General features: G+C 66.2%; 19 protein-coding genes. 11 read left to right on the top strand and 8 right to left on the bottom strand.

Features of this window, described 5'->3' with window-relative positions; all coding sequences use genetic code 11:
- From LL06_RS09145 to LL06_RS09115, 7 genes are all read right to left on the bottom strand, one after another.
- The coding region (locus LL06_RS09145; protein ID WP_052161346.1) for an aminotransferase class V-fold PLP-dependent enzyme at positions 1 to 1066 on the bottom strand (1066 nt) is incomplete at its 3' end.
- 62 nt (positions 1067 to 1128) lie between these two features.
- A complete protein-coding gene (locus LL06_RS09140; RefSeq protein ID WP_035525278.1) occupies positions 1129 to 1938 on the bottom strand; it encodes an ATP-binding cassette domain-containing protein in 810 nt (269 codons plus the stop codon).
- Positions 1928 to 2806 carry an ABC transporter ATP-binding protein gene (locus tag LL06_RS09135; RefSeq protein WP_035525275.1) on the bottom strand — a complete coding sequence of 293 codons (879 nt, stop codon included), beginning with the start codon at positions 2804 to 2806 and terminating at the stop codon, positions 1928 to 1930. The genes LL06_RS09140 and LL06_RS09135 overlap by 11 nt, the downstream gene beginning before the upstream one ends.
- The gene (locus tag LL06_RS09130) at positions 2803 to 3654 is read right to left on the bottom strand and encodes an ABC transporter permease (RefSeq protein ID WP_035525272.1); all 852 of its coding nucleotides are present in this window, start codon (positions 3652 to 3654) and stop codon (positions 2803 to 2805) included. Before LL06_RS09130 ends, LL06_RS09135 begins: the two co-directional genes overlap by 4 nt.
- The gene (locus tag LL06_RS09125; RefSeq protein WP_052161344.1) at positions 3647 to 4708 is read right to left on the bottom strand and encodes an ABC transporter permease; all 1062 of its coding nucleotides are present in this window, start codon (positions 4706 to 4708) and stop codon (positions 3647 to 3649) included. Before LL06_RS09125 ends, LL06_RS09130 begins: the two co-directional genes overlap by 8 nt.
- 11 nt (positions 4709 to 4719) lie before the next feature.
- Positions 4720 to 6249, bottom strand: coding sequence for an ABC transporter substrate-binding protein (locus LL06_RS09120; protein ID WP_035525269.1), 1530 nt, complete (start codon positions 6247 to 6249; stop codon positions 4720 to 4722).
- 174 nt (positions 6250 to 6423) lie between these two features.
- Complete coding sequence (locus LL06_RS09115) at positions 6424 to 7998, bottom strand: NAD(P)/FAD-dependent oxidoreductase (protein WP_035525266.1); 1575 nt, start codon at positions 7996 to 7998, stop codon at positions 6424 to 6426.
- A 139-nt stretch (positions 7999 to 8137) separates the two neighbouring features.
- On the opposite strand from LL06_RS09115, the gene LL06_RS09110 reads away from it, so the two are divergent.
- From LL06_RS09110 to LL06_RS09075, 8 genes are all read left to right on the top strand, one after another.
- The gene (locus LL06_RS09110; RefSeq protein ID WP_035525263.1) at positions 8138 to 8929 is read left to right on the top strand and encodes a cyclase family protein; all 792 of its coding nucleotides are present in this window, start codon (positions 8138 to 8140) and stop codon (positions 8927 to 8929) included.
- Between the two features lie 27 nt (positions 8930 to 8956).
- On the top strand, positions 8957 to 10534 hold the full coding sequence (locus LL06_RS09105; protein WP_035525260.1) for an NAD(P)/FAD-dependent oxidoreductase: 1578 nt from the start codon (positions 8957 to 8959) through the stop codon (positions 10532 to 10534).
- Positions 10531 to 11022: a MarR family transcriptional regulator gene (locus LL06_RS09100; protein WP_035525257.1), complete on the top strand. Its 492-nt coding sequence runs from the start codon at positions 10531 to 10533 to the stop codon at positions 11020 to 11022. Before LL06_RS09105 ends, LL06_RS09100 begins: the two co-directional genes overlap by 4 nt.
- Before the next feature lie 54 nt (positions 11023 to 11076).
- Entirely contained in the window at positions 11077 to 11673 is a 597-nt protein-coding gene (locus LL06_RS09095; protein ID WP_035525255.1) for a VOC family protein, read from the top strand.
- 33 nt (positions 11674 to 11706) lie between these two features.
- On the top strand, positions 11707 to 13854 hold the full coding sequence (locus LL06_RS09090) for an indolepyruvate ferredoxin oxidoreductase subunit alpha (protein WP_035525251.1): 2148 nt from the start codon (positions 11707 to 11709) through the stop codon (positions 13852 to 13854).
- Positions 13855 to 13857: 3 nt separating this feature from the next.
- The gene (locus LL06_RS09085; protein ID WP_081963833.1) at positions 13858 to 15441 is read left to right on the top strand and encodes an indolepyruvate oxidoreductase subunit beta family protein; all 1584 of its coding nucleotides are present in this window, start codon (positions 13858 to 13860) and stop codon (positions 15439 to 15441) included.
- A 115-nt stretch (positions 15442 to 15556) separates the two neighbouring features.
- Positions 15557 to 16471: a transcriptional regulator GcvA gene (gene gcvA, locus LL06_RS09080; protein ID WP_035525249.1), complete on the top strand. Its 915-nt coding sequence runs from the start codon at positions 15557 to 15559 to the stop codon at positions 16469 to 16471.
- Between the two features lie 75 nt (positions 16472 to 16546).
- A complete protein-coding gene (locus LL06_RS09075) occupies positions 16547 to 16981 on the top strand; it encodes a PACE efflux transporter (protein WP_035525246.1) in 435 nt (144 codons plus the stop codon).
- Between the two features lie 75 nt (positions 16982 to 17056).
- Here LL06_RS09075 and LL06_RS09070 read toward each other — a convergent pair whose 3' ends face one another.
- Entirely contained in the window at positions 17057 to 18664 is a 1608-nt protein-coding gene (locus LL06_RS09070) for an ABC transporter substrate-binding protein (protein ID WP_035525244.1), read from the bottom strand.
- 399 nt (positions 18665 to 19063) lie between these two features.
- Between LL06_RS09070 and LL06_RS09065 the strand changes: the two genes are divergently transcribed.
- The 3 genes from LL06_RS09065 to LL06_RS09055 are packed head-to-tail and all read left to right on the top strand — an operon-like array spanning position 19064 to position 22576.
- The gene (locus LL06_RS09065; RefSeq protein ID WP_035525242.1) at positions 19064 to 20044 is read left to right on the top strand and encodes an ABC transporter permease; all 981 of its coding nucleotides are present in this window, start codon (positions 19064 to 19066) and stop codon (positions 20042 to 20044) included.
- Positions 20041 to 20961 carry an ABC transporter permease gene (locus tag LL06_RS09060; protein WP_035525240.1) on the top strand — a complete coding sequence of 307 codons (921 nt, stop codon included), beginning with the start codon at positions 20041 to 20043 and terminating at the stop codon, positions 20959 to 20961. The genes LL06_RS09065 and LL06_RS09060 overlap by 4 nt, the downstream gene beginning before the upstream one ends.
- Positions 20951 to 22576: an ABC transporter ATP-binding protein gene (locus LL06_RS09055; RefSeq protein ID WP_035525237.1), complete on the top strand. Its 1626-nt coding sequence runs from the start codon at positions 20951 to 20953 to the stop codon at positions 22574 to 22576. Before LL06_RS09060 ends, LL06_RS09055 begins: the two co-directional genes overlap by 11 nt.
- Positions 22577 to 22578: the final 2 nt, after the last annotated feature.

Below are 22578 nucleotides of genomic sequence, written 5' to 3'. Positions count from 1 at the left end.
AGCCGCGCGCGTCGGCAAAGATTGAGCGGGCGCGCAGGCCGGCGAGAACCCCCTGGGCGTCGACGCCGTCGGGCAGCCGCATCATCACGCTGCCGCCGCGCTGGCCCGCGTCGCGCGGCGAGGCCAGAGTCAGGCCCGCCTCGTCGGCGGCGGCGATGATCACCGCGCACAGTTCGCGGTTCTTGGCGAGTTCGGCGCTCCAGTCCTGCCGCGCATGCCATTCGAGCGCCGGCACCGAAGCCGCCGCCGCCATCACCGACGGCGTGCCGTTGTCGAAGCGGCGGATGTCGGGCGCATAGGAAAAGGCGTTGATGTCCCAGGAGAAGATGTTGTCCTGGCTGAACCAGCCCCTGAGGCTCGGCTGGCAGCGGGCGATCACGTCGGGCATCACCTGCAGGATTCCGCCGCCGGGCGAGCCGCACATCCATTTGAGGCTGGTCGACACAGCGAAATCCGCGCCAACGCCCAGGCAGTCATAATCGATCAACCCGGCCGCCTGGGTGATGTCGACGCCGATCACCGAGCCCTGCCGGCGGCCATGCGCCATCAGGCTCGCCAGATCGCAGCGGTGCGAGGAGGTGGAACTGACCCAGGTCAGCAGCGCCAGCCCGACCTCCGGCCCCCAGGCCGAAATCACATCCTCGTCCTCGACCCAACTCGCACCCTCGCGCAGCGGCACGGTGCGCAGCGTGAAGCCGTAACGATCCGCCATGCCGCTGAGCAGGAAATGCAGGCTCGGGAAACAGTCGCCCGCCACCAGCACCACCCTGCCCTCGAGTTCGTCCTTGGGCAGCGCCATGATGATGGCGGCGAGCGCCGTCGTCACGTTCTCCGTCGTGGTGAGCGAGGCCGCCGGCGCCTTGAGCAACTGGCTCCACAAGTCGATGAAGCGCTGCCGCTGGCCCAGCGCATAGCCCCATTGCGCGTCATCGGGCGCGCCCCAGCATTCGGCGAACGACGTCAGCGCCCGGGCCATGTCCTCGGCCTTGCCGGGATATTGCCCGATCGAATGGTAGAGCATGTAGCCCGAGCCATCGGTGCCGGGCTGGATCTGTGTGTCGGCCATCTAGCTCTCCCTCGGCGCCAGCCTTCGACAGGCCTGCCGCCGCTTCCTGTGTGTCTATCCGCTCACCAGTTCGCCTGCCGCAGATCGGGCAGCGGAATGGCGTCGAGCAGTTCGCGCGTGTAGGCCGCCTGCGGGGCCTCGAACAACCGGTCGGCATCGGCGTATTCGACGATGTTCCCCCGCTGCAGCACCATCACACGATCGCACAGTCTTCGGATCACCGACAGGTCGTGGCTGATGAAGGCGAGCGTCAGGCCCAGTTCCTTGACGAGGCCGGCGAGCACATTGAGCACCTGCGCCTGCGACGAGACGTCGAGGCCCGAGACGATCTCGTCGGCCAGGATGAATTCGGGCTTGAGCGCGATGGCGCGGGCGATGCCCACCCGCTGCCGCTGGCCGCCGGAGAGTTCGTGCGGATAGCGGCTCCGGAAGCCGCGCGGCAGGCCGACATGGTCGAGCGCGTCGTCGATGCGGCCGTCGATGCCGTCGAAGCCGTGCATCTGCATCGGATCGGCGATGATCGCGCCGACGCGGCGGCGCGGATTGAGCGACGACATCGGATCCTGGAAGATCATCTGCATGCGCCGCCGGATCGGCCTGAGCGCGTCCTCGTTAAGATGGGTGATGTCGCGGCCGTCGAACAGGATGGTGCCCGCCGTGGGCTCGATCAGCCGCAGCAGCGCGCGGCCGAGCGTCGACTTGCCCGAGCCGGATCCGCCGACGATGCCGAGCACCGAGCCGCGGGTGATGTCGAGATCGATGCCGTTGAGGATCTTAATCAGCGGCGCGCGGCCGAAGACGGGCTTGGCCGCCATGTCGGGCAGCGCCACTTCGAGCGCGCGCGCGGAAAACAGGATGTCTCTATCCGCCATGACGCCACTCCCGGTCCGCCGCCAGCACTTCGGCCGCCGCGGCCTCGATCACCGCCTCGTCGACCGGCAGCAGCGACGCTTCCGGGTCGGTGTATTTCGGCGTCGCCGCCAGCAGCGCCCGCGAATAGGCGTGTTTTGGCCCGTCGAAGAACTCGGCCACGGAGGAATTCTCGACGATCTTGCCGCCATAGAGCACCGACAGCCGCTGGCAGATTTTCGAGACCACGCCGAGATCGTGGGTGACGAACACCATCGCGGTCGCATGCCGCGCCTGCAGTTCCCGGATCAGCCTGAGGATCTGCTTCTGCACGGTGACGTCGAGCGCCGTGGTCGGTTCGTCGGCGATCACCAGCTTCGGGTTGGCGGCAAAGGCCGAGGCGATCAGCACGCGCTGGCGCATGCCGCCCGACAGTTCGTGCGGATAGCTCGCCATCACCCGCTCGGGATTGTCGATGTGGACCTCGTTCAAGAGTTCGAGCGCCCTCACCCGCGCATCGGCCTTGGTCCAGCCGAGGATGTCGACCAGCCGGTTGGTGATCTGCGGCTCGATCCGCCGCGACGGATTGAGCGCGGTCAGCGGATCCTGCGGGATCAGCGCCGCCGTGGCCCCGATCAGCCGGCGCCGGTCGGCGGGCTTCATCTTCTCAAGATCCTGCCCGTCGAGCAGGATCTCGCCCTCGATGATCTCGATGGCCGAGGGAAGGATGCCGAGGATCGCCTTGCCGATCATGCTCTTGCCGGCGCCGCTTTCGCCCACCAGACCCAGCACCTCGCCGGTGTCGATGGAGAAGCTGACCGAGCGCAGCACCCGCTGCTCGTAGCCGTGCAGCGCGGCCGACAGATTGGTGACGGTCAGAAATGCGGTCATCTGAGCACCGGGTCGAAGCGGTCCTTGAGCCCTTCGCCGAACTGGCTGAAGGACAGGACGGTGAGGAACAGGACGCCGAGCGGGAACGCCAGCACCCACCAGGCCTGGTGGATCGAGGTGCGTCCCTCGGCGATCATGCCGCCCCAGGTCGGCGCGTCGGTGGAGATCGACAGGTTGACGAAGGAGAGGATGGCCTCGACGATGACGGCGATCCCCATTTCGAGCGTCAGCAGCGCGACGATGGTGGGAAGCACATTGGGCAGGATCTCGCGGCAGAGGATGTCGCGCCGCGGCCGTCCCGCGACGATGGCGCTCGAGACATAATCCATCGCCGACTGGTTCATCGCCTCGGCGCGCACCACCCGGCAGAACCTTGTCCAGTCGATCACCACGATGGCGATGATGATCGAGGTGAGCCCGGTGCCCATCACGGCGATCAGCAGGATGGCGAAAAGCACCGGCGGAAACGCCATCCAGATCTCGACCAGCCGGGAGATCGCCACGTCGACCCAGCCGCGCATGTAGCCCGCGAGCAGTCCCAGCAGCGACCCCACCAGGGCGGTCGCGAGCCCGGCGACCAGCGCCACGGAAAAGGCGATCCGCGCGCCGTAGAGGATGCGGGTGAGCACGTCGCGGCCGAGGCTGTCGGTGCCCAGGAAATAGGCGGGATCGGCGCCCGTTACCCAGAACGGCGGCAGCCGGCCGGCGAACAGGTCCTGCGCCAGCGGATCGTGCGGGCTGATCCAGGGGGCGAGCAGCGCCAGCACCGCCATGAGGCCGAGCCAGGCGCCCGAGAGCCACAGGCGCGCGCCGAGCCGCCGTTTGACTGAACCGCGGCCATCAAGCATGACGCAACCTCGGATTGAGAACCGCATACATCATGTCAACCAGGAGATTGATGATGGTGAACAGCAGCGCGAAGACGATGACGATCCCCTGGATCAGCGGCAGGTCGCGGTTGATCACCGCGTCGATGGCCATGTTGCCGAGCCCCTCGTAGGAGAACAGCCGCTCGATGATCACCGTGCCGCCGATCAGGAAGGTGAACTGCACGCCGATCAGCGTGAGCGTCGGCAGCATCGCATTGGGCAGCGCTTCCGACAGGATGACGTGGTTCTCGCTGTAGCCCTTGGTGCGCGACAGCGTCACATAATCGAGATGCATGGTTTCCTTGAGCGACTGCTTGAGCAACTGGCTGATGATGGCGGCCAGCGGAATGGCGAGCGCGAGCGCCGGCATGAACATGTGCTTGAGCAGGTCCCACCACAGATCGAACCTGAGCCGCGCGACGCTCTCGAACACGTAGAACTGGGTGACGAACGGCAGGTCGAGCGACGGCGAGATGCGGCCGGAGATGTGAAAGATCGGCATCAGCACCCCGAACAGCACGATCAGGATCAGCGCCCAGAGGAAATCCGGGATCGACAGGCCGACGCCGTTGGCGACATCGACGGCGGTCTCGGTCCGGGTCTCGCGGTGCCTCACCCCGGTCAGCGCCAGGGCGCCGCCGACGATCACGGCGATCACCAGGGCGAAGATGGCGAGTTCCAGCGTCGCCGGCAGGCGCCCGAGCACCAGCGGCATCACCGGCTGGCGCAACGAGATCGAGGTGCCGAAGTCGCCCTGCAGGACGCCGCCGAGCCAGATGACGAATTGCTCGACGATCGACTTGTCGAGCCCGTAGAGCGCCGTCAGTCGGGCGACGTCGTCCTCGGTGGCGCCGGGCGGCAGCATCATGGCGATCGGGTTGCCCGGCACCACGCGGATGACGAAAAACACCACGACCGCCACCCCGATCAGGGTAACGGACATCGTCAACAGGCGAAGCAGTGTCGCGCGCAACAGTTTCAAAACATCATTTCCTGAAAAACGACCGCTGCCCGAAGGCAGCGGTCCATTCATTGGCGTGAAGCTTACGCCCGCTTGATCAGATGCGGAAGCAGAGCGCCGGAGGAATGCGGCGTCACCGCCACGCCGGAGGCGTGCAGGATCGGCTGCACATACTGCAACAGCGGAATGACCAGCGCGTTCTCGGCGATGTGCTTGTCGACGGCCTTCCAGCCGGCGATCCGCTTGTCCTCGTCCTTCTCGCCCCAGAGCGGGCCGATCATGTCGATGAGCTCCTGGCCGTCCCAGACCGAATGCGGGGTCGGGCCGAACATGGCATGGCCGGTCGACGTCGAAGGATCGCCGATCGAATTGCCCCAGTTGTAGAACGCGGCCGGCGCTAGCTGGTCGGCGGCGCGCAGTTCGTAGTGCTTGGCGATCTCGTAGACCTCGATCTCCGCCTCGATGCCGACCTTGCGCCAAAGGCCGACGATCGCCTGGATGATCTCGTAGTCCTTCGGCTTGAAGCCACGGGTCGTCTGGATCTTGAACTTGATCGGGTTTTCCGGCGAGTAGCCGGACTCGGCCAGAAGCTTCGTCGCCAGTTCAGGATCGTAGGCAACCGTGATCGACGGATCATAGGCCAGGTAGTCCGGCGTCTGCAGCGTGTCGATCGGCACCCCGTAGCCAGACAGCAGGCGCTCGACCAGCAACTTCTTGTCAATCGCGTGGGCCGCCGCCTTGCGCACGTTCGGATCCAGCATCGGCTCGATGTCGTTGATGAAGATCATGCCGATATCGGAGATCGGATGGGCGATCCCGCCAATCCCCGAGCCGCCCTTCAGCCGGTCGAATTCTTCGTAGGGCATTTCCAGCGTCACATGCGAGTTGCCGGATTCGATTTCAGCCACGCGCGATGCGGCATCGGTGACGAACTTGATGGTGACAGTTTCGAAATCCGGCTTGCCGCCCCAGTAGTTCGGGTTGGCCTTGAGCCGGACGAAGGCGTTGCGCTCGAACTTGTCGACCATGTAGGGGCCGGTGCCGATGGGCGCGGCCTCGAAGCCTTCGGCGCCCACCTTCTCGTAATAGGCCTTGGGCAGCACATAGCCGGTGAGGAAGTACATCCACTTGAAGATGGTCGGCTCGAAGCTGGCGACATCGGCGGTGACGGTGTTGCCCTCGGCCTTGACGTTGGCGAGCGTCGACCAGATGAACTGGATCGGGTTGCCGGTCGCCGGGTCCGCGGCGCGGGTCAGCGACCAGGCGACGTCCTCGGCGGTGAACGGCGAGCCGTCATGCCAGGTCACGCCTTCGCGCACCGTCATCGTCACCTTGGTCTTGTCCTCGTTCCAGCCCCATTCGGTGAGCAGGCCCGGCGCCGGCGAAAGATCCGGCTGCTGCAGGATGAACTGGTCGAACACCGACTGGTAGATGCCCTGGATCGTCGGGTTGACGGCGGACGGGCCCACGGTCGGATCCCACGACGGAAGATTGACGTTGTAGGCGATGACGAGTTCTTCAATGGCCTGCGACAGCGCCGGCCCGGCAAACACGCCCAGCGCCAGAGCCGCCGTCGTGCCCTTGAGCACCGTGCGACGTGAAATATGTGTCATGCTGTTCTCCCTGAGTTGAACTTGTGTGAGTCCATTGACTGATGCAGTTTTCTGCCTGTTCCGATGCCAGATCACGCCGCAGACGCGGCCGATCAAGAGTTCACCCCTTCTTTCCGATTACCCACCGCGACATTATTATAGTTGTAAAATAATTCAACCGGCATGTCCGTGCCTTCACTGCCCGCCCAGTTTCCGGGCGAGCATGTATCCCGCCCCAGCCCCGGTGCCAGCGCCCGGCCAGACGCTGGCGCCGGTGATGTGCAGGCCCTCGACAGGGGTGTTTCCCGTGGCGTGGCCCAGCGCCGGCCGGAACAGGAAATTCTGGGAAAGATGGTGGCTTCCGGCCACCTGGTCGCCGCCGACCAGGTTCGGATTGTCGGCCTCGAGATCGAGCGGCGACACCACCGCCCGGCCGAGGATCTTCGCCTTGAATCCCGGCGCGTGCCGCTCGATCATGCCGATGGCCCGGTCGGCATAGATTTCCTTGACGCTTGCCCAGTCGGTCCCGGTGATCGCGCCCGCGGCGTCGCCCCGGATCACGCCCGGCACCATGCGCACCTGCACCCAGAGCACGTGCTTGCCCGCCGGCGCGCGGCTCGGGTCAATCGCCGTCGGCTGGCCCACCACCAGCACCGGCTCGTCAGGCAGCAGCCCCGCGACCGCCTGCTGGTAGGTGCGCGCCATCTGCTCGAGCGAGGGCGCGATGTGCACATAGGCGTAGGACTTGAGCTCCGCGCCCGCGGTCCAGTCCGGCAGGCCGTCGAGCGCCAGGTGGATCATCATCGTGCCCGGCGCATGGGAGAACTTCGCCATCTTGGCGTCGAACGCCGCGTCGCCCGAGGCGCCGTCGAGCAGCCGCATCAGCCCGCTGGGCGCGACATTGGCGATCACCGCGCGCTTGGCCGCGATCTTCGTGCCGTCGGCGAGCTCGATGCCCGTCGCCCTCGAACCGTTGCGCAGGACCCGGGCCACGCGGTTGCCGCAATGGACCTCGCCGCCGGCGGCGTCGATCCTGGCGAGCAGCGCCTTGACCGCGGTGTCGGCGCCGCCCTTGCCGATGACCATGCCGAAATTCTGGCTGGCCATGGATTCGAGATAGGGAAACACCGCGCCGCCGGCCATGTCGGGCGCGAAATCGAGATGCATGCCCCAGGCGGCGAGCGTCGCGCGCACATGGGGGGACTCGAAGGTTTCCGTGAGCCATGTGCGCGGCGAGGACACCAGCAGGCGCGCCAGATCGGCGGTCCAGGCAAAGCCCTTGCGGAACAGCGCCTTTGCCAGGAGCCGGCCTTGTACATGCATTTGCATGGAGTTTCCGAGAAGCGCGAAGACGTACTCCGCGGCGCCCGGAAACTCGGCGCAGAGCCGGTCCCAGGCCTTGGCGTCGGCTTCGGAGAACCTGGCGATGCGGGCGCGGGTCTCGCCCGGCCCGGTGCTGACCCCGAGCCAGGTTCCGTCGTCGAAAACGCTGGCGAAGCAGTTCGAGGCCGGCGCGAACTCCAGGCCGCGGCCGACCAGATCGGCGCCATGGGCCTTGAAAAACCCCGACCCCGCGAACAGGCTCAGGTTCATCGCCGCCCAGTCGTGCCGAAAACCGGGCTCGGTCAGCTCGAGCGTCTTGACCGCGCCGCCGGGCGTAGCCGCCTGCTCGAAAATGCCGACGCGCCAGCCCTTCGCGCCCAGATGGACCGCGCAGGCCAGGCTGTTGATCCCAGCGCCGACAATGATCGCGTCATACTCGTCCTGCACCGCGTCCAGTCCCCCATTCGAGATTTATAATTGCAAATGCATATTATTCTGTCTAGCATCTATTTCTCGCATTCAGCGATCCCGTTTTCCGGGACGCCAGACCGAAATCACAACCACGCCTGTCAGGGAGGATCACCACATGAACGCCACCGAAACTCTTGGTCAACTCGCTTCGATGCTGCTTGAAGGCAAGGTCGAAGTCGTCGACCTGTCGGGCTCGCTCGGCCCCGATACGCCGCTGCTCAAGCTGCCGCCGGAACTGGCCAAGGACACCCCCAAGATCGAGGTCCACAAGATCTCCGAATATGACAAGGACGGTCCCTACTGGGCCTGGAACTGGCTCAAGATCGGCGAGCATTCCGGCACCCATTTCGATGCGCCGCACCACTGGATCACCGGCAAGGACTATTCCGACGGCTACACGGATTCGATCCCGCCGCAGAATTTCGTGGCTCCGGTCAATGTCATCGACTGCTCGGCGGAAGTCGCCAAGAACCCCGACTTCCTGCTCGACGCGGCAGGCGTGAAGGCCTGGGAAGCCAAGCACGGCGAGATCAAGCCGGGCGAATGGGTGGTGATGCGCACCGACTGGGACGCGCGCGCCGACGACGAGGCCGCCTATCTCAACGCCGATGACACCGGCCCGCATTCGCCCGGACCGACCGTCGACTGCATCAAGTACATCCTGTCCAAGGGCGCCATCGGCTGGGGCACGCAGTGCATCGGCACCGACGCCGGCCAGGCCGGCGGCATGGAGCCCCCCTTCCCGGCGCACAACCTGCTGCACGCCGCCAACAAGTATGGTCTCGCGTCGCTCGCCAATCTGAGCAAGCTGCCGCCCAAGGGCGCGGTGCTGATCGCCGCTCCCCTGAAGCTCGTCAAGGGCACCGGCAGCCCGATCCGCGCCATCGCCCTGGTCGCCCGCGGCTGAGGCGGCTCAACTCCGGGGAACGGACCGATGGCCGATTATGACCACATCATCGTGGGCAGCGGGATCAATGCGCTCGTTGCCGCGGCCATGCTTTCCGGCAAGGGAAAGCGTGTGCTGGTGCTCGAGCGCGCCGACCGCTTCGGCGGCTGCATGCGCACCGACGAGATCACGCTTCCGGGCTTCCATCACGACGTGATGGCGGCGACCTTCGTCCTGTTCCTCACCTCCCCCGCCCATGCCGCGCTCGGAGCCGATCTGGCCCGGCATGGGCTCGAATTCTGCCACACGCCGCATCCGACCGCCGTGCTGAGGCCCGACGGCTCGTCGCTGGCGCTCTCCACCGACCGGGCCGCCAACATCAGGGCCTTCAACGCGGCTTCAGCGGGCGACGGCGACCGCCACGGCGCCGACGTGGGCGCGATCGAGGCCGATGCGCCGTTCCTGTTCGCGCTTCTGGGCGGGGAATTGTGGAGCTGGTCCACGGCCAAGCTTCTCGCCGCCCAGGCCTGGAAACGCGGACCCCGCGGGCTTGCCGCCTGGATGGGCGAGGCCCTGCGCCCGACCCGCGCCTGGCTCGAGAGCTCCTATTCCTCCGAGCTCATCCAGGCACTGTGGGCGCCCTGGGCGCTGCACACCGGCTTGACGGTCGAATCCGCCTATGGCGCCGAGATGGGCAAGGTCATCGCCTTCGCGCTCGAAGCCGCGGGCGCTCCCGTGGTCAAGGGCGGCGCCGGCCGGGCCGCCGCCGCCTTCAAGGCGCTGATCGAGGAGAACGGCGGCGAGTTGCGCGCGGGCGCCGATGTCGACCGGATCCTCGTTGCCAACGGCCGCGCCTCGGGCGTGCGTCTGGCCGACGGAACCGAAATCAAGGCGTCCCACGTCGTCTGCTCCGTCGCGCCGGGCCAGCTCTACGGCCGGCTGCTGCGCGATCAGCAGGCGCCCGCTTCGGAGAACCTCGCCGACGGCCTGCGCCAGTTCCGCCACGGCCGCGGCAATTTCCAGATGCATTACGCCCTTAACGGCCCGGTCCGCTGGAAGACCGCCGGCCTTGAGGACGTGGCGCTGATCCATCTGGCCGACGGCATCGATTCCGTCTCCAAATCCTCCAACGAGGCCGAGCGCGGCATGCTGCCCGAAACCCCGACCATCTGCGTCGGCCAGCCGCACCGCCTCGACCCCAGCCGCTGCCCGGAGGGCAAATCGATCCTCTGGCTGCAGATCCCCGACGCCCCGCGCATCCTCAAGGGCGACGCCGCCGGCGCGATCGCCACCGACGGCGCCTGGACCGGGTCCGTCCGCGAGGCCTTCGCCGACCGGATCGAGGCGATCCTTGCGCGCCACATTGAGGGGTTCCCGGAGGCCGTGCTGGCGCGAAAGGCCTATTCGCCCGCCGATCTCGAAGCGATGAACATCAATCTGGTCGGCGGCGACCCCTATGGCGGCTCCTGCGCGCTCGACCAGTTCTTCATCTGGCGGCCGTTCCCGGGCAGCCGGAACCACGCGACCGCGATCGAAAACCTGCACCACATCGGCGCCTCGACCCATCCGGGCCCCGGCCTGGGCGGCGGCTCCGGCTTCCTGCTCGCAAAGAGGCTGGGCGCATGAACGACATCAAGCCTCCCGCCACGGACAGGTCCGCGCCGTTTCAGCGGCTGGGCGAGATCGGCCTGTCCAATTTCGCGCCTTATCTGATGAACCGGATCATGGGCCGCTACAATGCCGACCTGCGGCAGGAGATGACCAAGCTGGGCCTGACCACGCCGAAGATGCGCGCGCTGGCCGTGCTGTCGGTGATCGACGCCCTGCCGATCTCCGAACTCGCGGTCTACGCGGTCGTCGAGCAATCGACCTTGAGCCGGTCGCTCGAACAGCTCACCTCCGACGGCCTGGTGCGGCGCGAACCCGACGCCAATGACAGCCGCGTCACCCGCATCGTCATCACCGACACCGGCCGCGCCGCGTTCGAACAATTGTGGCCGACCATGGCGCAGGTCTATTCGCAGATGTTCAGGGGCATCCCGGACGAGGAACGCGCGGCCTTCGTCGAGACGCTCAGGAAAATGCTCCACAACATCCGCAAGCATGACTTCTAAGCCCTTGTATTGAATCGATGACTGAACCCCGAAGATCAACCTGAGGACAAGACCATGAAGCATCTCCTTCTCGCCGCAACCGCATGTGCCCTGGCCCTCGGGGTCGCGGATGTCCAGGCCGAGACGCTTCCGGGCGTCAAGGGGATCAACCACATCGGGCTCACGGTTCCCGATATCGCCGAAGCCGAGGCCTTCTTTACCGATGTGCTGGGTTGCCAGAAGGCGACGTCCTTCGGTCCCTTCCGCGACGACACCGGCACCTTCATGCAGGACCTGCTCGATGTCGATCCGCGCGCGGTGGTCAACCAGATCACGCTGATGCGCTGCGGCTTCGGCAGCAATATCGAGCTGTTCTCCTACGACGCGCCGGACCAGCAGACCGTGCGGCCGAAGAACAGCGACATCGGCGGCCACCACATCGCCTTCTATGTCGAAGACATCGATGCGGCGGCGGCCTATTTCAAGGACAAGGGCATACGCACGCTGATGGGGCCCTTCCCCGTCAACGAGGGGCCGGCCGCGGGCCAGGCGATCATCTATTTCTTCGCACCCTGGGGCCTGCAGATGGAGGCGATCTCCTTCCCCAAGGGCATGGCCTACGAGAAAGACGGCGGACCGGTTCTCTGGTCCAACACCGACCCGGCCAAGTAGGTCCGGATCAAGGCAAGCAGTTAGAGGTGCAGCATGGCCGAACGATCATTCGCCAAGGAAGTCCAAAAGCTCAAGCTCGGTGAAGGCGACACCTTCACCGGCGAAGGCATCCTGGCGCTGACCAAAGCGCTGCTCGAGGCGGGCGTCGGCTATGTCGGCGGCTACCAGGGCGCGCCGATCAGCCATTTGATGGACGTGCTCGCCGACGCCGAGGAGATCCTCACCGAACTCGGCGTGCGCTACGAGGCCAATGCGTCGGAAGCCGCCGCCGCCGCGATGCTCGCCGCCTCGGTGCATTATCCGATCCGCGGCGCCGTCACCTTCAAGGGGCCGGTCGGCATCAACGTCGCCTCCGATGCGCTCGCCAACCTCTCGTCCTCGGGCGTCACCGGCGGGGCGCTGGTGATCATCGGCGAGGATTACGGCGAAGGCTCCTCGATCATGCAGGAGCGCAGCCATGCGTTCGCGATGAAGTCGCAGATGTGGCTCATCGACCCGCGCCCCAACCTGCCCTCGATCGTCCAGTCGGTGCACCAGGGCTTCGAGCTCTCCGAAGCCACCAACACGCCGGTGATGCTGATGGTCCGCATCCGCTCCTGCCACGTCACCGGCAGTTTCGAGGCGAAGGACAACAAGCGCCCGCCCTTTACCGTCAAGGACGCGCTCGCCAATCCGCGCAGCGACTACGCCCGCGTCGTGCTGCCGCCGATGTCCTATTTGCAGGAGCACGACAAGATCAACAACCGCTGGCCGGCCGCGCTCGCCTACATTCGCGAGCATCGCCTGAACGAGGTCTTCGGTCCGAGCGAGGCCCCGGTCGGCATCGTGCTGCAGGGCGGCATGTACAATGGCGTCATCCGGGCGCTGCAGCGGCTCGGCCTCGCCGACATCCACGGCGACACCGAGATCCCGCTCTACGTGCTCAACGTCACCTACCCGCTGGTGCCCGACGAGTTCTTCGAGTTCTGCGAAGGCAAGTCCGCGGTCCTCGTCGTCGAGGAAGGCCAGCCTGAATTCATCGAGCAGGCGTTCGGATCGGCGCTCTACAAGACCGGGCGCACGATCGCGCTCTACGGCAAGGACGTGCTGCCGATGGCGGGCGAATACACCGGCCAGGTCATGCTCGACGGCATCGAGGCGTTCCTCCGGAAGGCCGCGCCCGACCTGCTTCCCGCCCGGCTGCGCGCGCCCAATTCCGACCAGAAGCCGGCGCTGCCGGACCTGTCCAAGACCGTGCCGATGCGCCCGCCCGGCTTCTGCACCGGCTGTCCGGAGCGGCCGATCTTCGCCGCCATCAAGCTGACCGAGATGGAGCGCGGCAAGCACCAGATCGCCGGCGACATCGGCTGCCACCTGTTCGCCTCGCTGCCGCCCTTCGAGATCGGCGGCTCGACCATGGGCTATGGCCTGGGTCCCGCCTCCAACGCCGCCTTCGACGGCGGCGGCGACAGGCGCTCGATCTCGATCCTGGGCGACGGCGGCTTCTGGCACAACGGCCTGTCCTCCTCGATCGGCAACGCGGTCTACAACAAGTCCGACGGCGTCATCGTCATCATCGACAATTTCTACTCCGCCGCCACCGGCGGACAGGACATCCTGTCCTCGCGCGCCGACAACGCGTCCAAGGCGACCGGCCACCCGATCGCCGATGCGGTCAAGGGCGTCGGCGTCAAATGGGTGCGCCAGCTCGACCGCACCTATGACGTGCCGAAGATGCGCGAAATCCTCAACGAAGCGCTGACCACCGACCATGTCGGCCCCAAGGTCATCATCGCCTCGTCGGAATGCATGCTCAACAAGCAGCGCCGCGAGAAGCCGCTCGCTGCCAAGGCGATCAAGGAAGGCCGGCGGGTCGAAAAGCCGCGCTTCGGCGTCGACGAGGACATCTGCACCGGCGACCACGCCTGCATCCGGCTCTCGGGCTGTCCGTCGCTGTCCCTGAAGAAACTCGACGATCCGCTCCGGGACGATCCGGTCGCCAGCATCGACCAGAGCTGCGTCGGCTGCGGCAATTGCGGCGAAGTGGCCGACGCGGCCGTGCTCTGCCCCTCCTTCTACCGCGCCGACGTGGTGCACAATCCGGGCTGGGCCGAGCGCAGCTTCGGCGCCCTGACGACCCGCATCATCACCTGGCTGCAGACCCGCCGCTCCAGCGGCCGCCTCGAATTCGCCAGGACCTGAGCAATGGCAAGCATGACCCACTCCGCCTTCACGCCCAAGCCGCAGGATCCGGCGCTCGAACAGATCATCAAGCTCGCCGTGATGGCGGTGGGCGGCCAGGGCGGCGGCGTCCTGACGAACTGGATCGAGGACTGCGCCCGCGCCAACGGCTACGCCGTCCAGGCCACCTCGGTGGCGGGCGTCGCCCAGCGCACGGGCGCCACCATCTACTACATGGAAATGGCGCCCATCGGCGACCGCGCGCCGGTGTTCGCGCTGCTGCCGGCGGCCGGTGACGTCGACATCCTGGTGGCGGCAGAGATGATGGAGGCCGGGCGCGCCATCATGCGCGGATTCGTCACCCCCGACCGCACCACGCTGATCGCCTCCTCGCACCGGGCGCTGGCGGTGTCGGAGAAGACGGTGCCCGGCGACGGCATCGCCGATTCCGAGGAAGTCATCGCCGCGGCCGAAGTCGCCGCGCGCCGCTTCATCGCCTTCGACATGGAAAAGATCGCAGTCGACGCCGGATCGATGATCTCGGCAAGCCTGTTCGGCGCGCTCGCCGGCTCCGGCGCGCTGCCCTTCGACCGGGCAAGCTTCGAAGCCGCCATCAAGGGCTCCGGGCGCGGCGTCGAGGCGAGCCTGCGGGCGTTTTCCGCGGGCTTCGAGGCCGCGGCTCGGGGCACGGTGGAAACGCCGAAATCCGGTCGCGCCAAACCGTCGGCACCCGGCGCCCCGTCCGGTCCGAAAGCCCTGATCGAGCAATGGGCCACGCTCGAGGCCCGCGCAAGCGCCCTGCCCGCCCCGGTGCGCGACATGGCGCTCACCGGCCTGCGCGCCGTGGTCGACTTCCAGGATCTCGACTACGGCCGGGAATATCTCGACCGGGTCGAGACGGTGCTCGCCAGCGACGATCCGGCCAGGAACCAAGAACTGACGCTCGAAGCCGCCAAGTACATCGCCAAGGCGATGGCCTATGACGACGTCTTCCGCGTGGCCGACCTCAAGACCCGCGGCAGCCGCTTCGCCCGGGTGCGCGGCGAGATCGCCCCGGCCAAGGGCGCGCAGATGAAGCTCACCGAGTTCATGCACCCGCGCGCCGAGGAGATTGTCGGCATGATGCCAGCGCGTCTCGGCCGCAGGCTGTCGGCGAGCGCGCGCGCGATGCGGCTGATCGACCGGCTGTTCAACAAGGGTCGCCGCCTGCGCACCGACCGGCTGCTGCCCTTCGCCCAGCTTTACGTGCTGGGCGGCCTGCGCAGGTTCCGGCGCGGCACGTTGCGTCACGCCCTCGAGATGGAGCATCTGGAAGGCTGGCTTGCCCAGGCGCTCGCCTACCGCCGGATCGACTACGCCCTGGGGGTCGAGACCCTGCGCAACCGCCGCCTGGTCAAGGGCTATTCCGACACCCACGCGCGCGGCCTGTCGAAATTCGACCGGGTGATGGACGGCGTGGCGCTGCTGGCGGGCCGCGACGACGCCGCCCACTGGTGCAAGCTTCTGCGCGAGGCGGCGCTTGCCGACGAGAAGGGCAACCAGCTCGAAGGCGCGCTCAAGACCGTCCGCTCCTTTGCGGGTCAAGCCGAGACCGCGCTCGCCAACTGAAATTTCCGCCCGGAAATGGTCGTGATCTGGACAGGCGGACCCGGACCTTCGTGGTAAGCGACGGAGCTTCGGCGGGTCCGCCGTTGTCAGACCGTACCTTCGGGAGGAAAATTGCATGAGCCGCAAATTGCCGCCCCTGAACTGGCTCCGCGCCTTCGAGGCGTCTGCCCGGAGCCAGAGCTTCACCCAGGCCGCCGCCGAGCTCAACCTGACCCAGGCGGCGATCTCCAAGCAGGTGAAGCTGCTGGAGCATTACCTGAGCGAGCAGTTGTTCATCCGCAACCCGCGCAGCCTCGAACTGACCAAGACCGGCGAGGCCTATCTGCCCAAGGTGCGCGACTGCTTCGACCGGCTGGCCGCGGGCACCGACGAGGTGTTCGGACGCCGCCGCAGCGAGATGCTGACGATCCGCTGCATGGTCGGCTTCTCGATCAACTGGCTGGCGCCGCGTCTGCCCCGCTTCATGGCGCGCCATCCCGGCGTGATCATCCGCATCATCACCAGCGTCTGGGGCGACGAGTTCGACAAGGAGCATTTCGATTTCGACATCCGCTACGGTACCGGCAAGTGGCCGGGGCTGAACGCGCGGCGCCTGACCTGGGAGACGATCACGCCGGTCTGCAGCCCGGCCCTGCTGCAGGGCGACGCCGCCATCCGCAGACCCGAGGACCTGGCGAAGCACGCGCTGCTGCACGTGCTCGGTTATGAGGAAGGCTGGGGGCTCTGGCTCCGGGCCGCCGGCGTCGGCCGCGACATCGACACCGGCCGCGGCCTGCATTTCGACACCTCGCTGATGGCCTTCGAGGTGGCGGCCAAGGGCGGCGGCATCGCGCTCGGCCGGTCCTCCATGACCGGCGAGGACCTGGCGACGGGCCGCCTCGCGGCCCCCTTCGAGCTGGCCGTGCCGATCGACGAGGCCTTCCACCTGGTCACGCCGCCCGAGGAGACCTCCCATCCCGACGCCGCACTGTTCCGAGACTGGCTGCTCGAGGAATCCGAGCTTGCATTCGGGCCGCGCCGTCCCACATAATCGGGGCAAGCGAGGACGACCTCCCCCATCCGGGACGAACAGTCGGGACGACCCGGCGATTATCCGGGGAGCGCCATGCGCGACACCAAAGACCGGCTCCGCCATGCGCTGAGCTTCGAAATCATCGCCCTCGTCATCGTCACGCCGCTCGGCGCCTGGGCCTTCGGCGTCCCGCTGGGCGAGATCGGCATCGTTGCCCTGGTCAGCGCCACCATCGCCACCGGCTGGAACTATCTCTACAATCTGCTGTTCGACCACGCGATGCTCAGGATCGCCGGCCATGTGACCAAGTCCGTGCCCCTGCGCATTCTCCATGCGCTGCTGTTCGAGGGCGGGCTTCTGGTGATCCTGCTGCCGTTCATCGCCTGGTATCTCGGCGTGAGCCTGGTGGAGGCCTTCCTAATGGACGTGTCGTTTGCGGCCTTCTACCTGGTCTACGCCTTCGTCTTCAACTGGGCCTACGATCTGCTCTTTCCCGTCCCGGACATGCCGGCCGCCCGGACCCGGTAGCCCTTCGGCGGACTCGGGACATAAAAAAGGCCGCGGATCGCTCCGCGGCCAGGTCGTCTCAACGAGGATCAGCGATCAGGCGAACCACCAGCGCTCGGGGATCTTGTTGCCGTCGCTCTGCCAGTTGGCGGCGACCTTCTCGTCATGCACCAGGTTCTTGGTGTGGGCATGGATGAAGTTGGCCCACATGCCGACAATGGCGCCGCCGTCGTCCTGCAGCAGGCGCTGGGCTTCCCAGTACTGGTCCTTGCGCTTGGCTTCGTCGGTCTCCGAGCGCGCCATGACCACCAGTTCGTTGAACTTGTCGGCGGCCTCGCCGTCCTTCCAGGCGGTGTCGTTCCATTCGGTGTCGTTGGTGTAGGCCGAGGAATACATCCAGTCCTGGGTCGGGCGTCCGCCCCAGTAGCAGGCCGACCAGGGCTTCTTGTTCCACACGTTCGACCAGTAGCCGTCGGAGGGTTCGCGCACGATCTCGATCTCGATGCCGGCTTCCTTGGCCGATGCCGCGATGAGCTGCGCCGCATCCATAGCGCCGGCGAAGGCGGCGTCGGAAGCCGAAAGCTGGATCACGCCGGAATGGCCCGACTTCTTGTAGTGCTCGGCCGCCTTTTCCGGGTCGAACTCGTGCACCGGCAGTTCGGTGTTGAAGAACGGCATGGATTCGTTGACCGGCACGTCGTTGCCGGCCTTGCCGTGGCCGAGCAAGATCTTGTCGACCAGTTCCTGCCGCTTGATCGCGTATTTGAGCGCCATGCGCAGGTCGTAATTGTCGAACGGCGCTGCGTTGACCCGCATCGGGAAGGTGAAATGCTGCGTGCCGGTGGTCTCGAAGATCTGCAGCGTCGGCACCCGGCCGAGCAGCGCCACGGTCTTGGGATCGACATTGTCGATGAAATCGACGTCGCCGTTCATCACCGCGTTCTGGCGCGCGGTGGTGTCGAGCAGCGTGATGAACTCGCATTCGTCGAAATGCGCGCGGCCTTCCTTGAAGAAGTTCGGGTTGCGCTTGGCGGTGGTGCGCACGCCCGGCTCGAATTTCTCGATGATGTATCCGCCGGTGCCGACCGGGCTGTTCGGATCCTCGATCTTGCCGTCGGTCGAGGGCATGATCATGATGTGGTAGTCGGAGACGATGAACGGGAAGTCGGCATTGCCGCCGGTGAGTTCGAAGATGACGCGGTTTTCGCCGTCCTTCTTGATCTCGGTGATGCCGGCGAGAAGGCCCTTGGCCGCGGATTTGGAATTCTCGTCGCGGTGATAATTGAAGGTGGCGATCACATCGTCGGCCGTCATGGTCTTGCCGTTGTGGAACTCGACGCCCTTGCGCAGGTCGAAGATCCAGGTCTTGGCGCCGTTGGCGGATTCGAAGCTTTCGGACAGTTCCGGAACCAGAACGCCTTCGTTGCTGATTTCGGTGAGCTGGTTGCCGCGTGCGTAGTTGATCGCCTGCGTCATGCCGTGTTCGGAGGTGCCTGCGTCGAGCGTGTCGGTGGTCGATCCGTAGGACGAACCCAGGCGCAGCTTTCCGCCCTTCTTCGGCGTCGCTGCGAGCACATTGGTCGCCAGCGTCAGCGCCGACGGCACCGCGAGGCCGGCCGCGATGGCGGCCTTGATGAACTGCCGGCGGTCGATCTGGCCCTCGCTCAGCCAGCGCGCCTGCTTCTTCAGATATTCGTCTCTCATGTTAGCCTCCGTTGGGTTCCCAGATTATGATTGTTGGCATTGCGCACCGCGCCCCGTTCAGGCCTATCCTGTCTTCCTGGCGCGAGTTGTCAACTGCATGCCCCGGATCGGATGATACTGCGAGCTTCGTCGCGGCAAGACCAACAAATGTTGGGCCAATGTATAGCCGAGAATTATGACAGGCGCAGTTTGCCGCGGAATTTCGCCACCCTGAATTGAAACTTCCGCACGGGCTGCATCCGCCGCTCCGGGGCGCTCCGGCAAAATCCGGTTGCCCGGTTTACAAACGCCGCGCAAGCGGCCAACAATGTGGCACTTGCGATCGGGCCGGCAGGGGCCGCACCGAAGCAAATTGAAAAGATGGCGACAAGATCATCTGATCATGAGGGGAACGCGCGGTTGAACGCTGTGCTGGCGACTATACTGAAACGCCTGGGGCTTGGCTTGGCCACGCTCTTTGTTGTTTCGGCGATCATCTTCAGTTCCATATCCATGCTGCCGGGCGACTTCGGCCAGGCAGTGCTGGGCCAGTCCGCCACGCAGGAGACCGTCGCCGCCTTCCGCAAGGAGCTCGGCTTGGACAAGCCGGCGGTGGTGCGGTATTTCGAGTGGGCCGGCGACGTGCTGCAGGGCGACCTCGGCACCTCGTTCTCGGGCCGCAACGCCTCGGGCCAGGACCGTTCCCGCCAGGTCAGCGACCTGGTCATGCCGCGGCTGTGGAACACGCTGTTTCTCGCCGGCGTCACCGCGCTCATCGCCGTGCCGCTGGCGCTGTTCCTGGGCCTGACCACGGCGCTCTACCGCAATTCCGCCTATGACCGGGCCGTCAACGCGGCGACGCTCACCACGATTTCGACGCCCGAGTTCTTCGTGGCCTATATCCTCATCCTGGTGTTCGCCTCGCTCTGGCCGGTGTTTCCCTCGCTCGCCAATGTCGACGCCTCGACGGCGCTCGGCGAACGGCTCTACCGGGTCGCCCTGCCGGCGCTGACGCTGACGCTGGTGATCGTCGCGCACATGATGCGCATGACCCGCGCCGCCATCATCAACCTGCTGGCGAGCCCTTATATCGAGATGGCGCGGCTCAAGGGCGCCTCGCGCTCCGAGATCATTCTCAAGCACGCGCTGCCCAACGCCTGGGCGCCGATCGCCACCGTCATCGCCTTCAACCTCGCCTATCTGGTGGTGGGCGTCGTCGTGGTCGAGGTGGTGTTCGTCTATCCCGGCATCGGCCAGTTGATGGTCGACGCCGTGACCAGCCGCGACATTCCCGTGGTCCAGGCCTGCGCGCTGATCTTCGCCGCCACCTATATCCTGTTGAACCTGACCGCCGACATCATCGGCATCGTCACCAACCCGCGATTGCTGCACCCGAGATGACAGACCAGCCCGACACCTATGCCGCCGCGGCGGAAGTGGGCGCGGTCCGCAAGCGCCGCACCCGGCTCGAACGCGTGGGCCTGCTGCTGAAATCGGCGCCGCCCAGCGCCTGGTTCGGCATGATCGTGGTCACGCTCTACATTCTCGTGGCCATCTTCGCCGACGTGATCGCGCCCTATGGCGAGGCCGAGATCCATCCCGTCCCGTTCGCCCCCTGGGGCGGCGAGTTCCTGTTCGGCACCGATCAGATCGGCCGAGACGTGCTGACACGGCTGATCTACGGCGCGCGCAACACCATGGGCATCGCCCTGGCGACCACCATGCTCTCCTTTCTCATCGGCGGCGGCCTCGGCCTGGTCGCGGCCATCAACCGAAGCTGGCTCGACCAGTTCCTGAGCCGCTTCGTCGACGTGCTGATGGCGATCCCGAGCCTGATCTTCGCGCTGATGCTGCTGTCGATCTTCGGCTCGACGGTCACCAGCCTGATCATGATCATCGCAGTGCTCGATTCCACGCGCGTCTTCCGCTTGACCCGCGCCGTCGCCGTCAATGTCGCGGTGATGGACTATGTCGAGGCGGCCAAGCTGCGCGGCGAGGGCCTGAGCTGGATCATGCGCCGCGAGATCCTGCCCAACATCCTGCCGCCGCTGGTGGCCGAGTTCGGGCTCAGGTTCTGCTTCGTGTTCCTGACGATCGCGGCGTTGTCCTTCCTCGGCGTCGGCATCCAGCCGCCCACCGCCGACTGGGGCTCGATGGTGCGCGAGAACGCCTCGCTGATCCAGTTCGCCAAATACGACATCACCGCGGCGATCACGCCGCTGCTGCCGGCCGCGGCGATCGCGCTCTTGACGGTGGCGGTCAACTTCATCGTCGACTGGTTCCTGCACAAGACGAGCGGATTGCGCGATGAGCACTGAGCCTGTTTCCAAAGACCGGATCCTCCTCGAAATGCGCGATGTCCGCATCGACGGCTTTTCCGACGAGCGCTGGCACCAGATCATCAAGGGAGTCAATCTCACGCTCCGGCGCGGCGAGATCCTGGGGCTGATCGGCGAATCCGGCGCCGGCAAGTCGACGCTCGGCAAGGCCGCCATGGGCTACACCCAGCCCGGCTGCAAGCTCACCGGCGGCTCGATCCTGTTCGACGGCATCGATCTCGTGAAAGCCAGCGACGCCGAGAAGCGCAGGCTGTGGGGCACGCGCATCGCCTATGTGGCGCAGTCGGCGGCGGCCTCGTTCAACCCGGCGCACCGGCTGATCGACCAGACCGTGGAGGCGGCCACGCGGCGCGGCATCCGGCCCGACGCGGAATCGCGCGCCGACGCGGTGCAACTGTTCCGGGCGCTGCAACTGCCCAAGCCCGAAACCATCGGCAGCCGCTATCCGCACCAGGTCTCGGGCGGCCAGTTGCAGCGGGTGATGACGGCCATGGCCATGTCGCCGCGGCCCGACCTGATCATCTTCGACGAACCCACCACCGCGCTCGACGTCACCACCCAGGTCGAGGTTCTCTCTGCGATGCGCAACATCGTCGAGGAGTTCAACACCGCGGCGATCTATATCACCCATGATCTCGCCGTCGTCGCCCAGATGGCTGACACCATCAAGGTGCTGCGCTATGGCGAGGAAGTCGAGGAAGCACCGACACGGCAGATGCTGACCGAACCGAAGCAGGCCTACACCCGGTCGCTCTGGTCGGTCCGGGCGCTGGAGAAGCCCGAGGTCAAGGGCGACGACATCATCCTGTCGATCGACCATGTCGACGCCGCCTATGGCCCCTTCAAGGTTCTCCACGACGTCAACATCTCTATCCCACGCGGGCGGACCGTGGCGGTGGTGGGCGAGTCCGGATCGGGCAAATCCACCACGGCGCGGGTCATCACCGGCCTGTTGCCGCCGCTGAGCGGCAGCGTGATCTTCAACGGCGAGCCGCTGCCGGCCGCCCTGAAGGACCGCAGCAAGGACCAACTCCAACGCATCCAGATGATCTACCAGATGGCCGACACGGCGATGAACCCGCGCCAGACCGTCTTCGACATCATCGCCCGCCCGCTCGAATTCTATCTCGGCCTCAAGGGCAAGGCACGCGAAGACCGTGTCGTCGAGCTGTTGAAGATGATCGAACTCGACGAGAGCTTCATGGACCGGCTGCCGTCGGAGCTGTCCGGCGGCCAGAAGCAGCGCATCTGCATCGCCCGGGCGCTGGCGGCCGAGCCGGACATCATCATCTGCGACGAGGTGACCTCGGCGCTCGACCAGATCGTCCAGGAAGGCATTCTCAAGCTGCTTCTCAGGCTGCAGAAGGAATTCAACATCACCTACCTGTTCATCACCCACGACATCGCCACGGTGAAGGCGATCTCCGACGAGATCGTGGTGATGTTCCAGGGCAAGGTGGTCGAGCAAGGGCTGAAGAGCGAGATCCTGTCGCCGCCCTTCCCCGACTACACCCAGTTGCTCCTGTCCTCGGTGCCGGAAATGGACCCCGACTGGCTCACCAATCTGCTCTCCGCCCGACCGGACGGACCGTAGAA

This window comes from Hoeflea sp. BAL378, assembly GCF_000759435.1.
In the GTDB taxonomy this organism is placed as follows: Bacteria; Pseudomonadota; Alphaproteobacteria; order Rhizobiales; family Rhizobiaceae; genus Hoeflea.
This window is presented reverse-complemented; position numbering and strand designations above follow the sequence as displayed.